The organism is Myxococcus virescens (assembly GCF_900101905.1).
Lineage (GTDB): Bacteria > Myxococcota > Myxococcia > Myxococcales > Myxococcaceae > Myxococcus > Myxococcus virescens.
The window spans coordinates 122534-136724 of the sequence record NZ_FNAJ01000015.1; the positions used below are offsets into that span (position 1 = coordinate 122534).

Below are 14191 nucleotides of genomic sequence, written 5' to 3' on the forward strand. Positions count from 1 at the left end.
CCGTAGGGGTCAAACCCTCCTGTTTGCCGGCCCGGCCGAGCCGCGATAGCAACGCGAGTGTGTCTCCCCCTCCCGGCACCGGCATCGTCTACGCGTCGTTCGACCGCTTCCCGTCGCCCAAGGGCGCCGCGGTGCACATCCGGGCCTTCGTGGAGTCACTGGGCGCGGCCTTTGGCCGGGTCGACCTGGTCGCGCTCCGGGACAACCCCACCGCGCCCACCGGGCCGCTCGCGCTGGCGGAGGGCGTGACGTACCACCCGCTGGAATCACGCGGGAAGGACCTGATGGCCCAGGCCCTGTCGTTCCGCTCGCACCTGGCGGCATGGTGGCGCGAAAGGCCGCGAGCCTCCGTCGTACACGTGCGCTCCATCTTCGAGGGCTACCCCGTCGCCTGCCGGAAGGAAGCGCTGACGGACGCGCTCGTCTTCGAGGTGAACGGCCTGCCCTCCATCGAGCTGAAGTATCACTACCCGGACGTGGCGGATGACGCGGAGCTCTTGCGCAAGCTGGTGGCGCAGGAGGACGTCTGTCTCTCGCGCGCGGACCTGGTGGTGACCCCGAGCACGGTGACGGCGGAGTACCTCGTGACGACACGGGGCGTGGACGCCTCGCGGGTGCGGGTGATTCCGAACGGCGCCGACCTGGAGGTGTTCCGGTACGCGCCGCCGCGCTCTCTGGAGCCCGGGCGTCCCGTGCGGCTGCTGTACAGCGGGACGATGACGTCCTGGCAGGGCGTGCACCATGCCATCGAGGCCTGCCGGCTGCTGCGGCGGGACATGCCCACGGTGCTGACGCTGGTGGGCCCGCTGCGCCGGCACACACGACGGGCGCTGATGGACCGGTGCGGTGACCTGCTGCTGGAGGGCACCGTGGAGTTGCTGGAACCCCTGCCCCAGGCGGAGCTGGCGGCGCTGCACCATGCCTGCGACGTGGTGCTGGTGCCCCTGCCCTTCAACGACCGCAACTGCGTGCAGGGCTGCTGTCCGCTGAAGCTGCTGGAGGCCATGGCCACCGGGACGCCCGTGGTGGCCAGCAACCTCCCCGTGGTGAGCACCCTGGCCGCTCCGGACGAGGTGATGCTGATACGGCCGGGCTCCGCGAAGGCGATTGCTGAAGCGGTGAAGGCCCTGCGGGCGGACCCCACCCTGGGCCCCGCGCTGAGCGCGAAGGCACGGGCGCGAGTGGAGCGCGACTTCCCATGGAGCCGCGCGGGCGAAGCCCTGGTGAGCGCCTATGAGGAGCGGCTCGGGATGGCGCGGGCCAGTACGCGACGAAGCACCGCTGCCTCCGCGTGCGCCTGAAAGCGCTCCTCGATGCGCTGACGGGCGGCGGCGCCCATCGCGGCGCGCTGTTCGAGCGGCAGGGAGAGGACGTCCAGGCACGCCTGCCCCAGGTGATTGAGCAGGGCCTTGGAGACGATGAAGCCGTTGCGTCCGGCGTCCACGGCTTCGGGGATGCCGCCAGCGTCGCTGGCGATGACGGGCCGGGCACAGGCCATGGCCTCCAGCAAGGCGTTGGGCATGCCCTCCCACAGCGACGGCTGGAGGTAGACGTCACACAGGCGCAGGTGCGCGGCGATGGCCTGCGGTGTGTCCAGCGGCCCGGAGATGAGGATGCGCGCGGCGTCCTCGGGATGCTCGGCGCGGAAGGCGACCAGGTGCTCGGCGTCGCGCGGCCGCACCTCGCCGATGACGAGCAGGCACGCGGGCCGGACGCGGCGCACCTCGGTGAGGGCGGAGAGCAGGAAGGGCAGCCCCTTCTTGTGCCGCAGCTCACCGGAGAAGCCGAGGACGGCTTCATCTGGCGCGATGCCCAACCGCTCCCGAAGCGCCGGGTCCGCGGGACCAGGGGAGAAGATGCCGGTGTCGACGGCGTTGGGGATGACCTCCACGGTTTCGTCCCGTCCCAGGAGCATGCACATCTTCCGGCCCAGGTCCGCGGAGGCCGCGGTGAGGACGCGGGCACGTTGCAGCGTCCACAGCAGGCGCGCGAAGTCGCCCGGGGGGAACATGAGCTGGTCCACGTCATTGCCCCGGGCGCTGACGGTGGAGGCAATGCCCACGGACTCGGCGAAGGCGACGGCGAGGAACCCGGGCGGAGACAGGTAGTGCCCCCACACCAGGTCATAGCGTTGCTTCGCGTGCAGGTAGCCGAGCACGTCGAGCGTGTGCTGCATGGACAGGTCCGTGCTGCCGAACAACCCCAGCCGGTGGAGCGTCACACCCCGCGCGAAGGGTGAGACGTCCCCGGCGTCCTCCACCGTCTGGAGCGCGCCTGGCGCCGCCGTGCGCGTCCAGGCCAGCACGTCCACCCGGGCACCCAGCTTCACCAGCGAGCCCGCGGTGCGCGCGCCACTGCGGGCCAGGCCGCCGATGTCGGGAGGAAAGCGTTCAGCGATGAGGAGGACGCGCGGGCTGTCGGACATGGCCGCGCAACGCTACCTCCATCACGCGCCATCGCCACCCGCAACCTGGGCCTGGAGCCGGCATCTTGCGTAAGACGCCCAGGCGCACGGCAACTGCCCCCTGGGCGTGCTCCCTCACTGCCCGAAGCCCCCCAGCGCCGTCCGGCTGAAGCTCGCGGCTCCCTGACTCACCCGCGCAGCGGACTGGCTGAACACCTGGAACGCCGCGCGAATCTCCTGCGCGCTCTGCCCTGGCGTGAGAATCCACTTGTCGTCGATGCCCATCTCGCGGAACACGCGCCGGAAGTCCGTGCTCCCATCGTTGATGCCCATCGCCGCGACGATGTGATTCTCCGCGCGCTTCAGGTCATTCACCAGCGCCGTCACGTCCTTTGCCTTCGCCGATGTCGAGTGCTGGTCCGAGCCATCCGTAATCAACAGTGTCACTGTCCGCACCGGCACGCCGTTGGCGCTGAACTCCTGCGCCTTCGCCAGCACCGTGCCCAGCAGCACCACCGACTGGTCGTACAGCGGCGTGCCATGGTCCGCCCGGTAGTTCTTGCCATGCATCCGCACCACGTCCTCCACCGGCCGGTACGGGTTCAGCACGAACCCGTTGAGGTAGCGCGTGTGGAAGAGGACGCCGTCCTTCTGCTTGCTCGCCAGCAGCGCGTCCAGCACCAGGTTGTGCCCGTCACACACCGTCTTCGAATGCCCGGAGTAGTCGATGCTCCCCGAGTCATCCGGCATGACCGTCACCAGCACCACCTCGCTGGACTGCACGTCCTCCACGCAGACGCCGAGCCCCGCCTGAATCTGCGCGCCCAGGTCCACCACCGTCAGCGCCTGCAAGCCCGCCGGGCTCAGCACGCCCTCCGCGTGTGCGTCATCGAAGAGCTTCCGGATGCCACTGCCATTCGCCTTGCTGCTCATGTCCCGTGCTCCTTCTCCCTCTCCCGAGGGCAGGGCTCCGCCTGTCCCGCTCGCGCGAGCGCAGGCGAAGCGATTGCTGTGTGTCGTCACGCCTCGCGCCGCGAGGCTCAGGCGATGCGCAGGTCCGGCCAGCTCGCCAGCGGGTCCGTGGACTTCACCAGGTGCATCCCCGCGTCCGCGAAGCGCTTCAGCGACGCCTCCGCCTGCGGGGTGAAGTCCGCCGCGAAGCCCCCCTTGCCGTCCGGCACCGTCACCGACGACATGCAGTCCGTCAGCAGATACACCTTGCGAGCCAGCGCCGCGTCCTGCGCGACAATCTCCCCGAGCAGGTCGTCGATGGAGCTCTTCACGCAGTGGCTCGCCGCCTGCCCTGCAATCACCACCGCGTCCGCGGTCAGCAGCGTCTTGAGGAACTGGGTATTGCGCTGCGCCAGCGGCTGGCCGTCATGCCGCCCCAGCACCTCCGGGCGCATCACCGAGTAGTTCTCCGTCAGCGGATTGCCCCCCTTCACCTCCGCCCACGACTGCATGCCACGCGCGAAGGCGTGGAACAGCCGCGCCTCCTGCACCACCCCCGCCAGCGCGTGCCCGTCGCTCCCCAGCAGGCAGTGCGGCGGCCACAGGTACAGCGTGTACTTGCCCGCCCGCTCCAATTCCTCGCAGTAGTACTTCACCTGCTTGAGCAGCCAGGGGTAGTTGCCACCGCACAGCCACTTCGCCATGGCGGGGTTGGGCCGCGCCTGCCCACGCTCAATCTGCTCGCGTGTCACCTCGCGGTACGGCGTCAGCGGCTGGTCGTCCTGGTCCACCCAGAAGGACGGGAAGAAAATCTGGTACGCGAAGTGGGTGTCGAGCGTCGCCGTCACGTTCGTCAGCGCGCCGAGGTTGCGGTAGATGAACTCCGCGATGCGACGGCTGTCATCCACGGCGCCGCGCCCACTGCGTCCCGCCACGTAGAGCGAGCCCTCCGGGAAGCAGAAGTCCTTCTGCACGTCGATGAGCAACAGGTGCAGGTTGAACGCGTCCGTCGCCGACATGGAGACGTCGTTCGCCGCGCGCCAGCGCTGGGCCTCCACCTGGAGCTTTCCCGCGTCAGGGCTGTATCCGAACTGCCCGGCATGGGCCGCGTCGTAGAACCTCGGAAGCGGAAGCGCCTTCACTTGCGTCTTCATCGTCCTACCTCCTGTGAGGCGTGGAGGCACCCGCTCCACGCGGTTGAGAAACGTCCCTTCAGTTCATTCGCAGCACGGTGATGTCCTGCCGCCCCACCACCGCCAGCCCCTGCCGCACGAGGAAGAGCGAGCAGCCCGCGTCCACGAAGGGCTCGGCATCCGGGAACTCGCGCACCGCCTCCAGGCGGCCCTGCCGAAGCTCCACACGGGTGAGCCCCGTATCGGTGGCGCAGAACAGCGCGTCGCCCGCCGCGCACCGTCCACGTGGCGCGCTGCCCAGCCACGAGCCGTCACCGGCCTCCGCCACCGCGCTCGCGCGCACGGCCCCGTCGTGGCCCACCACCACACAGTGATGCAGCGTGCGCCCACCGGCTTCCTCCACCAGGAACAGCCAGGCGGAGGGCCCATCGAAGACGCAGTCCACGTCCACGAGCTTTCCCGTGGGCCAGGGGAGCGACAGTCCATCCTTCAAGCCCAGGCGCTCCGCATCGAAGACGAAGGCGCCGCGCAGACCGCCCGCGCGATGGAAGCCCAACCCGAAGCGTGGCCCCACGAAGAGCCGCGTCTGTCCTTCGAGCACCGCGCCCACGCGCTCCGGCCCATATGCGCCGTCCCGCCACAGCCCGCCGCCCACCGCCCAGTACCGGTGCCGCGCGTTGGTGGCGAAAGCGGACTGGCCCTCCGGCGCATCCACGCCCACGCGGTCTGGGGGCCGGCCGGGTGCCAGCACCGCCACCTCACCTCCCCGGCCCACCAGCGTCACGTCCCCTTGCAAGGCCCAGCGCAGCGACGGGTCCAGCGCCCCGCGCAGCACCACGCGTCCGTCCTCGCGCCGGTACGCGCCTTCCGCGTGGTAGAGCCAGCGAAGGGTGCCCGCCTCGTTGCTCGCGTGCACCAGCACGCCTCGCGTGGAGAACAACCGCGTCGCCGTCACCTGGCCTCGGACCGACGTCACCGGCGTGGCAGTCGCGGTGGCGTGGGGCTGACACGTCGGGCAGGCCGCTCGCGCATGCTCCACGCCGCACGACGCGCAGGGGGTGAAGCGCAGCCCCTCCAGCAGCGGATACGGAAAGACGCCGCGAAGGTCCTCCACGAAGACGCGGTGCAGATGGTGCAGCACGTCGTCCGGCAAGGTCGCCAGCGGCAGCGCGGGCTTGGGATACTGCACTTCCGGATGGAACACGGTGATGCGTTGGAGCACCCGGCCCGCGGGCGTCGTCCGAGCGGCCGCGCTCCTGGGCTTGTAGACGCCTCCGTGCGGCCCCACGCACAGCAGCGACTGCATCACCGCGACGGCATAGGCATACCAATCACTCTCGATGGAAGCGGGGCGGCTGGGTACCAACCCTTGCGTGCCCGTGCTCCCGAGCCGCAGCGGGTCGAGGAAGCGCTCCGTGAACACCGGACAGAGGAACCCGCCGAACTGGAAGCTGTCCGCGTCGATGAGGTACGCCTCCGACGTCCCCGCCACGAGCACGTTGAGGTCGTTGAAGTCCCCCACCACCACGCCCGACGCATGCACCGCGTCGAGCGTCCGATGCAGCTCGCGCAGCAGGTCCACCACCCGCCCGGACGCCGCGCCGGCCCTGCGGAACGACGGCTCTCCGAAGCGCCGCAAGGGCTCCACGTCGTCCAGCTTGCGCATGGCGTAGCCCAGGACCTCGCGCGCCTTCTTGTCCGTCGCCAGGGCCTGGGGCACCACCACGCGGCCGGGCAGTCCTGTCGGGAAGACGCGCAGCTTGCGTTGGTGCTCGTCCAACCGGACGCGCGCCGCGGCCTGCTCCGCGGGCAGGCCCGTGTAGTCGGGGTGCTCGGGTGGCTTGAACACCTTGAGCGCGCGGCCATCCCCCAGGTCGAACACGTCCGCCTCGCCGCCCTTGCCCAGCGCTCGCGCGGGGTTCAACCGCACCTTCTTGCCTTCGAGCCAGACGTCCATGGCCTCACGCCCTCCCCATGCGGCGACGCAGCACCACCAACGTCGTGTCATCCGGCAGCAGGCCCGGAGTTCGCGACAGTTGCTGGGAGGCGAAGTCCGCGCGCACGGCTTCCCGGTTGAGCAAGGCCAACCGGCGGCGCAGGGCATCCGGGTTGGCGAAGTACCGGTCCTCCGTCCAGAGCCGCGACAGCGGCCCGACGAGCTCGTCCCCCGCCGGCATGCGCGTGGTGGCCAGCCGCTCCAGGTCCGCCACACCGTCGGTGCCCAGCAGCAGCGCGTGGACGTCCTCCGTGGGCACCAGGGCCCGCGTGGTCAGCGCGACGTCCTCTCCGTGCATCAACGCATAGGCGAGATAGGGCGGCGCGTTCCCCGGAAACGGCCCGAGCGGATGCACCTCGCCATTGAGCGCCCACACGCCGTCTCCCGCGGAGAAGACGAGCGTCAGCGAGGGCGTCACCACCGCGCCCACCACGGTGAAGAGGAAGTCCCCCATTACCTCCCGCCCCAGGTCCGCCCGGAGTTCACTGAGCAGACACAACACGTCCTCACGAAGGCCTGGGAGGAAGGTGGGCTCATCCACGCGCTCACCGTCCGCGAGCCGCACCAGCGCGGCCCGCGCCAACCTGCGCGCGCCCAGCTGTGCACCCAGCTCACTGCAGGGCTGGCTGCCACAGCCATCCGTCACCACGGCCACCAGGCCATGCTCACTGGCGCGGATGCACAGCGCATCCTGGTTGTTGCGACCCGCTCGGGCGTGCTCCCGGCCCAGCACCGAGGCAGCGGCGACGTCGAAGGGCAGCGCGGACATGGCTCTCCCGTGGCCCTGAAAGGGCACGTGCGGCGAGACAGGCGGCGATACGGCGGCACGCTTCAGCCAGTGGACACCCCACGGGCAGCGGCCTCTCACGAACCTGGGTTGCGCCCATGTTCGTGTCTCAATGACACCAACATAGTGTCCAAATTACACGATGTCAATGTCACGAGCTGCCGGGGCCTCCCTCGAGCCCGCAGCGGGTCAGAGCTCGAAGTTGAAGCCCGCCTTCTCCAGCTGCTTGTACTTCTTGTGGTCGAACCGGTAGAGGCGCGCGGCCCGGTGGGAGACGTCCTGCTCCACCTCGTCCAGCTCCTCGAGCAGGTCCATGGCGAGGATCTTCTTGCGGAAGTTCCGCTTGTCGAGCTCCCGCTCCAGGATGACCTCGTACAGCCGCTGGAGCTGCGTCAGCGTGAACTTGGGAGGCAGCAGCTCGAAGCCGATGGGTTGATAGCGGACCTTGCCCTTGAGCCGCTGGAGCGCCGTGCCGAGCACGTCCACGTGGTCGAAGGCCAGCTTCGGCGTATCCCAGACGGAGAACCACGCCGCGTCCCGCGCGTCCGTCGCCGCATGCGGCACATGGTCACTGAGCTTCACCAGCGCGAAGTACGCCACCGTGACGACGCGCCCGCGTGGATCTCTCCCCGGGGCGCCGAACGTGTAGAGCTGCTCCAGGTGGTTCGGCCGGATGCCCGCCTCCTCATCCAGCTCCCGGCGCGCGGCGTCGTCGAGCGACTCCTCCATCCGCACGAAGCCCCCCGGCAGCGCCCACCGCCCGGCGAAGGGCTCCACCCCGCGGCGGATGAGCAGCACCTTCAGGTCCTCGTCATCCAGACCGAAGACGACACAGTCCACCGTCAGCGCCGGCCTCGGGTACTCATAGGTGTAGCTCACGGGTCCCGGCATAGTGTCCGGAACACACCCGGGTCAAGTCGCGGACGGAGTGGCCGCCGGGCCCGCGCGGCCTAGGTCCGGACCATGCGCGACAACTGGCGCCAGTCGACGAGCTGAACGCTCTCCTCGGCCAGGTCGAACTCCAGCGAGCGCCGCATGCCGATGACGTCGCCGCCCATCTGGAAGGGCACTTCCCGGTCGAAGTCCATGCGCAGGCGCTGGACGAACCAGTCATGCATGTGGGGCATCGGGTGCTCGCCGCGCCAGAGGCGGAACATGTTCCGTGTGGCCTCGACCACCCCGGCGCCATAGACGCGCACGGACAGCCGGTGGGGCACCGCCTGCGCGAAGGGGAAGGCCTTGAAGCCGAAGCCCCACTCGGGCGTGGTGGCCGCGCCGGCGACGCCCGCGGGCCCTCGGTACAGGAGCGCGCCCTTGTCCCCATGCGGCACGGGCTGCACGGAGCCCCGCGCGTCCACCGTGAGGGCGGGGTCGCCCAGGTTGTAGACGGACACCGTCGGGTTGCCCTCGCCGAAGAGGTGGCGAGGCACCGTCCGGGTGAACATGGCGCCCAGGTAGCCGCGCAGGCCGGCCTGGGTGCTGCGCAGCGGACCGGAGGCGGCGAGCTGGTTCTTGAAGTCCTGAATCATCTCCGCGTCCCAGCCGGTGCCGGCGAAGGGGGCCACCTTGCCCTCCACGCGAACCAGGGCGAAGGGGCGCAGGGGCGGCAGGCGCTCGCCCACGGCGGCAATCTGCTTCAAGGCCTCCGCGGGCCGGGGCGCGCCGGTGACGCGGGCCCAGGCGTTGCCGGTGCCCATGGGGAGGACGCCAATGGCCGGCAGGGCCACCCCCGCGGTGCGCAGCTCGTTGAGCAGCCCCGTAATCGTCCCGTCACCGCCGCCCGCCAGGAGGAGGGAGGGCGGATTGGGCCGGAGCGTGTCCGAAATCCAGGCACGGGCCTCGTCGAGCGAACGGGTGAGCGCCACGCGAGCCCGGGGCAGGAAGCGCTGGACCAGCCCTCCCATGCCTTCGGAGCCCCGGCGTGCACGCAGGTTGACGAGGACGGCGATGTCATTCATGGCGAGCGGGACTCTCTCCACGCTTTGTCATGGCCCGGTCACGGCGCAGCAACCGGTGACGCGTCGTGACGCAAAAACGACCCTCATACTCCCAGTGCATGGGCGAAACGGGCCTTCAGCCCCCGTGCCTCCCGCTTCTTTCCGAGGGAGAACGCCGCCGCGGCCACGCCCCCGGCGACCAGCAGCCGGCGCAGCCATTGCTTGCCCGCAGCGTGATGGCCCCCCGAGGTCCCCGTTCCCTCCGCCATCGGCCGGAAGAGCGTCCCAGAGGTGTGGCCCTGGCGCTCCTTCTCGAAGTGATGGGCCTCGGTAACGCCATTCATGGTGCGCTCGAAGGTGCGGGGCAGCAGGCCGTGCATGGCGGCGAAGCTCCGAGCTGCGGGGCCGACGAAGACCTCGTGTCTGGGGCTGCGGAGGACCCGGAGGATGGCGCGCGCGACGCGCTCCGGCGTGTAGACGGGCTCCACGGGACGGATGCGCCAGCCGGTGTAATTGGCGGTGTGTTGCCACAGCGGGGTGTCGATGGCCGCGGGGAGCACGGTGCACACGTCGATGCCGGTGCCGAGCAGCTCCTGGCGGACAGACGCCGAGAAGCCGCGCACGGCGTGCTTCGAGGCCACGTAGGCGCTGACATACGGCGCGGCGACCGTCCCGAAGGTCGAGGAGACGTTGACCAGGGTGCCGTAGCCCTGCCGGCGGAACTGGGCCACGGCGGCGCGGGCGCCGCTGACAGTGCCGAAGAAGTTCGTCTCCATCACCTGCCGGAAGGCGTCATCCGGTGTCTCTTCGAGCCGGCCCATGAGGTAGACGCCCGCGTTGTTGATCCACGCATCGAAGTGGCCGAAGACGTTGCGCGCCTCGTCCGCCAGGTGCTGCACGGCGGCCACGTCGGACACGTCCGTGGGCACGACGTGGGCCTGGACGCCGAGCCCCCGGCACTCGCGAGCCAGGTCCTCCAGCGGCTCCTCGCGCCGGGCGGCCAGGACGACGTGGGCCCCCTTCTTCGCCAGGGCCAGCGCGGTGGCGCGGCCAATGCCACTGGACGCGCCGGTGACGACGACGACTTGGTTCTTCCAGGCTCGCTTCATGTCCGCGTTCTCCTTGTCGGGCCGAGCCCCAGCGCATGGCCTGAGTTCCCCTCGCGAAGATGGCGATTGCACACAGCGACGCACCGGGTCATCGAACACCTGGCTGGAGGGCAGGCGGCAGGGCGGCGCGAGGGTCCACGTCCCAGACCGCCGCCGGGGATGGGGGTCCACTGCCGGGACGGGGGCTGGGCGCGAAGCGGTGCGTCCGCACGGGACGTGGAGGCGGGGTGCTACGCGGGTAAGGGGTGGAGATGGCTCGGCTTTTCGCGGAGCACGGGTGGGTTGGAGGAAGCGGAGCGGGCTTGGTATGTGCGAGCGACTGTCGGGCAGGAAACGGAACGCAACCTGCACTCGGCCCGCGAGCCATGAACATCTCCGAACGCTTCCTTCCGCCGCCCTGGACGGCGGCCGTCGTCCTCCTGTGTGCGTCCGCCTGCATCAACGTGCCGGCCGTCGAGCCCGCACAGGCAGAGGTGCGAATCACCGCGCCGGCGGGAACGGCCTACACGAATGGTGTGGTCGAGGTCCGACTCGACGTGACGGGCCATGCGCCGGACCGCGTGGAACTGCTCAAGGACGGCGAAGTGATGGCGGAGTTGGCGCCGCCATACACGTACACCTGGGACACGGCGGGAGAAGCGGAAGGGACGTACCGGCTGGAGGCGCGCGCGGCGCTGGGAGATGTCGCGTACGTGAGCGCGAACCGCGAGGTGGTGGTGGACCGGACGCCGCCGCAGGTGGTGTCACGCGTGCCGGAACCTGGCGCCCAGGAGGTCTGGGTGCAGAGCCCCATCCGCGCCGCGTTCTCCGAGCCCGTGAAGCAGAGCACCGTGACGACGGAGTCCGTGCACCTGACAGTGGGCGACGTGGCCGTGGCGCACACGGTGTCCCTGTCGGAGGACGGGAAGACGGTGACAGTGGTGCCCGTGACACAGATGACCGCGCCGAGCACCGTGACGCTGGCCTTCTCTGGGACGGTGACGGACCTGGCTGGGAATGCCGCTGTGAATCTGGGGGAGGCGTGGAGCTGGGCTGTTCCTGAGTTCGTGCCGTATCCGACGCACTCAATCGTTCCACGCCATCCCTATACGGGAGTTACTGCCTACCTCAAGCTTGGCCCAAGCGGGCACCCTACAGTTCTGACACATCGATTTGATGGTCAGGCCGGGAACCTTTTCGTGAGCCGATGGGATGGTGACAACTGGGAGCAACTCGGAGGCGGGCTTAAAACCAGCCCAGAAGAATTCAGCATCTTTTCCCCCAATCTTCGGATCCTTCCAGACGGAAACCCTATCGTCGCTTGGACGGAGAACCTCGGCGCAGAGTTCAACAATTACATTCACGTCGCACAATGGAATGGCGAAACATGGGAACGACTTGGAGGCAGCGAAGGAATCGTTCCTGAACGACCCCATGCTTGGGATGTCGCACTCGCGCTCACCAGCGACGGTCGGCCTGTCGTTGCAACCAGTATGGACCCAGAAGACGCCGAGGGCGGTATCCAAGTCTATCAATGGACCCATGAGCAGTGGCAGCGAATTGGTCCTCCTGTTTATGACTCCCTCTACTCGGTACGGACGCCCCAGCTCGCGCTAGACTCTCTTGACAACCCCACGATCGCCCTTGCGCATCCCGCAACTGAGATGCGGGGACGCATCGTCGTTTGGCGTTGGACGGGAAGCGAGTGGACGCAACTAGGAGAGTCCGTCAACAGCAGCGCAAACCAAACCTCCTATTCCTCCGGTCTCAGGTCACTCCTTTTCAACTCAGCTGACGAACCCATCATCTCCTGGACGGGTAGCAGCACAGGCACACAAGATGACCTGTTCTCCAGCATTTGGTCCAACAACCAATGGGTCTCGCTAGGAACTCCGCCGCGGACGGACGCAACGAGCATCCGAACAGTCCGTGGGAGCACTCTCACCACCAACGATGCGCTCCTCCTGGTGTCGACCGAAAATGACACCCTGGGGGGAATGATCAACATCCATCGCCGAGAGAACAATCACTGGCAGCTCGTATGGAACAGCCGGGCGGCCTTTCCCGGGACGCGCACCTCCATAGGAGCGCACAGCTTCGACGCAGACACCTCCGGGAATCTGGCATTGGCCTGGACCGAGCCAAGAGAAGAACAACACGTCGAAATTGTCGTGTATCGGCGAAACCAATAAACCAAGTCCCAGCCCATCCGCTACGTATCCAAGAGAGTCAAAGATGAGGATCGCAACAGCAATTGTCGCATGCCTTGTGTCCACGACTGCATACTCGGCCCCCCGTCGTACGGTGGTGGCCAGTGGTGACTGCAAGGACGCGGAGCTGAGCGGGCAGGCCAAGGCATTTTTGGGAGCCCTCGCCTCGCGCCCTGAGCAGGACACACTCAGCGCCAGCCAGTTCAGCGACCGGCTCTTCCCGCAGCCCACCAAGAGCTATGAGGACCTTCAGCGGCAGCTCGAAGCGGCCCAGGACCAATTCTACGAAGGCCGCAACGCCAGGACGCTCCAGGCCGTCGACGAAGCCCTGCAGCAGATCACTCGACTCCCCGTGGGAGACGCCCGCTGGAAGCTCTACGTCGAAGCCCAGCTCCTCCACGGCCTCAACTACCGCGCCATGGGCAAGCTGAAGGAGAGCGACACCGCGTTCCGCAACGTGCTTCGGCTCCAGCCCGAGTACCAGCTCAACCCGGACTACTTCGCCCCTTCTGTTCGACAGAACTTCGACAAGCTCCGGAAGGAACTCGCCCAGACGCGCAAGGTGAAGCTGTCCGTGAAGTCCACGCTGCCTGCCGCGGACGTGTACCTGGATGGGCTCAAGCTGGGGCAGACGCCGCTGTCGCTCGATGCGGTCCCGGGCACCTATCACCTCACGCTCGTCAAAGGCGCCACCACGAGCTTCCCACGGCACATCCAGGTGCAGGGCACGGAGACGCCGTTACTCGTCGACGTGGCCTATGAGGGCGCTGTCTCCGCGAGCCCCTTCCCCTGCCTCGCCACCTCCGACGGCAACGACGAGCGCACGCTGAGCCATGCGGTCCGGCTGGGCGGCACGCTCGGCGTGGAGGAAGTCATCGTCGTCCGGCTCGAGCGCCCGAGCAGCGGGCCCAAGTGGTTCGCGGCCACCGTCCTCAATGTCGAAGGAGGACAGAAGCTCCGCGAAGGCGGCTTCAAGACCCAGGGCGCGGACGCGCCGGACGAGGCACTCGCGGCGCTGGTCGACTTCGTCACAACCGGCCGCTCACCCTCCAACCTCGTGGTGATGAACGCCAATGGAAAGGCCCCGTGGGAATCTTCTGGGAACGTGGGCCGGAACGGGAGCGCGTCAGCAGGCGGCATGGACCTGACGGCCCCCAACCTCATGTCAGAGGGTGACGCGTCCGGGACACGCTCCACCTCCGGACTTCGCACGGCCTCGTATGTCGCGCTGGGAACAGGTGTGGCCGCATTCGGTGGCGCGGGCATCGTCCGGCTTCTTGCCCAGAAAGATGTGAACGCACTGGAGAAGCGGCTCGACAACGGCCGGATTCTGTCCAGTGACAAGGAGGCGATGGGGCTTCGCGACTCGCTGGTTCAGAAGAGCAACGTCCTCAATGGGTTGCTCATCGGCGGAGGCGCGGCAGTTGTCACGGGCGCGGTGCTCTACCTCCTGTCTCCTGATTCGAGCTCGGCACCACCCGTCTCAGTCGGACTCTCCGCGGACAGCCACGGCGCGGCGGCCTCACTGTCTGGTTCGTTCTGACGCACTATTCACGAATCCAAAGACACGCATTCCGCGAGAGGTGGACCATCCGAGTCAGTCCACCTCTCGCGCAGGCAAGCAGACACGTCGAGTGCTGGATAGGAGAGACGCGTCAACAAACACCGCCGGGCCCTCACGGCGC

The 14191-nt window shown here is 68.5% G+C and carries 11 protein-coding genes; 3 read left to right on the forward strand and 8 right to left on the reverse strand.

Features of this window, described 5'->3' with window-relative positions; translation table 11 throughout:
• The first annotated feature begins 59 nt into the window (after nucleotides 1-59).
• On the forward strand, nucleotides 60-1301 hold the full coding sequence (locus BLU09_RS30810) for a glycosyltransferase family 4 protein (protein ID WP_090493836.1): 1242 nt from the start codon (nucleotides 60-62) through the stop codon (nucleotides 1299-1301).
• On the opposite strand, the gene BLU09_RS30815 is transcribed toward BLU09_RS30810, so the two are convergent.
• The 8 genes from BLU09_RS30815 to BLU09_RS30850 form a co-directional block, all read right to left on the reverse strand.
• Nucleotides 1232-2425, reverse strand: coding sequence for a glycosyltransferase (locus BLU09_RS30815; protein WP_090493838.1), 1194 nt, complete (start codon nucleotides 2423-2425; stop codon nucleotides 1232-1234). The genes BLU09_RS30810 and BLU09_RS30815 overlap by 70 nt on opposite strands.
• A gap of 114 nt (nucleotides 2426-2539) precedes the next feature.
• Nucleotides 2540-3337, reverse strand: coding sequence for a hypothetical protein (locus BLU09_RS30820; protein ID WP_186817754.1), 798 nt, complete (start codon nucleotides 3335-3337; stop codon nucleotides 2540-2542).
• A gap of 107 nt (nucleotides 3338-3444) precedes the next feature.
• Entirely contained in the window at nucleotides 3445-4509 is a 1065-nt protein-coding gene (locus BLU09_RS30825; RefSeq protein ID WP_090493842.1) for a cysteine hydrolase family protein, read from the reverse strand.
• Nucleotides 4510-4567: 58 nt separating this feature from the next.
• Nucleotides 4568-6445, reverse strand: coding sequence for a hypothetical protein (locus BLU09_RS30830; RefSeq protein ID WP_186817753.1), 1878 nt, complete (start codon nucleotides 6443-6445; stop codon nucleotides 4568-4570).
• A 4-nt stretch (nucleotides 6446-6449) separates the two neighbouring features.
• Complete coding sequence (locus BLU09_RS30835) at nucleotides 6450-7253, reverse strand: protein phosphatase 2C domain-containing protein (RefSeq protein ID WP_090493846.1); 804 nt, start codon at nucleotides 7251-7253, stop codon at nucleotides 6450-6452.
• Nucleotides 7254-7460: 207 nt separating this feature from the next.
• Nucleotides 7461-8162, reverse strand: a complete 702-nt coding sequence (locus BLU09_RS30840; RefSeq protein WP_020478054.1) for an NUDIX hydrolase — start codon at nucleotides 8160-8162, stop codon at nucleotides 7461-7463.
• A 59-nt stretch (nucleotides 8163-8221) separates the two neighbouring features.
• Entirely contained in the window at nucleotides 8222-9229 is a 1008-nt protein-coding gene (locus BLU09_RS30845; RefSeq protein ID WP_090493847.1) for a diacylglycerol/lipid kinase family protein, read from the reverse strand.
• Between the two features lie 83 nt (nucleotides 9230-9312).
• Nucleotides 9313-10317, reverse strand: coding sequence for an SDR family NAD(P)-dependent oxidoreductase (locus tag BLU09_RS30850; RefSeq protein ID WP_090493849.1), 1005 nt, complete (start codon nucleotides 10315-10317; stop codon nucleotides 9313-9315).
• A 365-nt stretch (nucleotides 10318-10682) separates the two neighbouring features.
• Between BLU09_RS30850 and BLU09_RS30855 the strand changes: the two genes are divergently transcribed.
• Together BLU09_RS30855 and BLU09_RS30860 are read left to right on the forward strand one after the other, a co-directional pair.
• Nucleotides 10683-12488: an Ig-like domain-containing protein gene (locus BLU09_RS30855; RefSeq protein ID WP_244172162.1), complete on the forward strand. Its 1806-nt coding sequence runs from the start codon at nucleotides 10683-10685 to the stop codon at nucleotides 12486-12488.
• Entirely contained in the window at nucleotides 12463-14049 is a 1587-nt protein-coding gene (locus BLU09_RS30860) for a PEGA domain-containing protein (RefSeq protein ID WP_090493853.1), read from the forward strand. The genes BLU09_RS30855 and BLU09_RS30860 overlap by 26 nt, the downstream gene beginning before the upstream one ends.
• The last annotated feature ends 142 nt before the right edge of the window (nucleotides 14050-14191 follow it).

Bases quoted from the DNA above. Each gene is read 5' to 3' on its own strand.
- BLU09_RS30855 (WP_244172162.1), top strand. From the start codon at position 10,683: ATGAACATCTCCGAACGCTTCCTTCCGCCGCCCTGGACGGCGGCCGTC.
- BLU09_RS30820 (WP_186817754.1), bottom strand. From the start codon at position 3,337: ATGAGCAGCAAGGCGAATGGCAGTGGCATCCGGAAGCTCTTCGATGAC.
- BLU09_RS30815 (WP_090493838.1), bottom strand. From the start codon at position 2,425: ATGTCCGACAGCCCGCGCGTCCTCCTCATCGCTGAACGCTTTCCTCCC.
- BLU09_RS30830 (WP_186817753.1), bottom strand. From the start codon at position 6,445: ATGGACGTCTGGCTCGAAGGCAAGAAGGTGCGGTTGAACCCCGCGCGA.
- BLU09_RS30845 (WP_090493847.1), bottom strand. From the start codon at position 9,229: ATGAATGACATCGCCGTCCTCGTCAACCTGCGTGCACGCCGGGGCTCC.
- BLU09_RS30840 (WP_020478054.1), bottom strand. From the start codon at position 8,162: ATGCCGGGACCCGTGAGCTACACCTATGAGTACCCGAGGCCGGCGCTG.
- BLU09_RS30850 (WP_090493849.1), bottom strand. From the start codon at position 10,317: ATGAAGCGAGCCTGGAAGAACCAAGTCGTCGTCGTCACCGGCGCGTCC.
- BLU09_RS30835 (WP_090493846.1), bottom strand. From the start codon at position 7,253: ATGTCCGCGCTGCCCTTCGACGTCGCCGCTGCCTCGGTGCTGGGCCGG.
- BLU09_RS30825 (WP_090493842.1), bottom strand. From the start codon at position 4,509: ATGAAGACGCAAGTGAAGGCGCTTCCGCTTCCGAGGTTCTACGACGCG.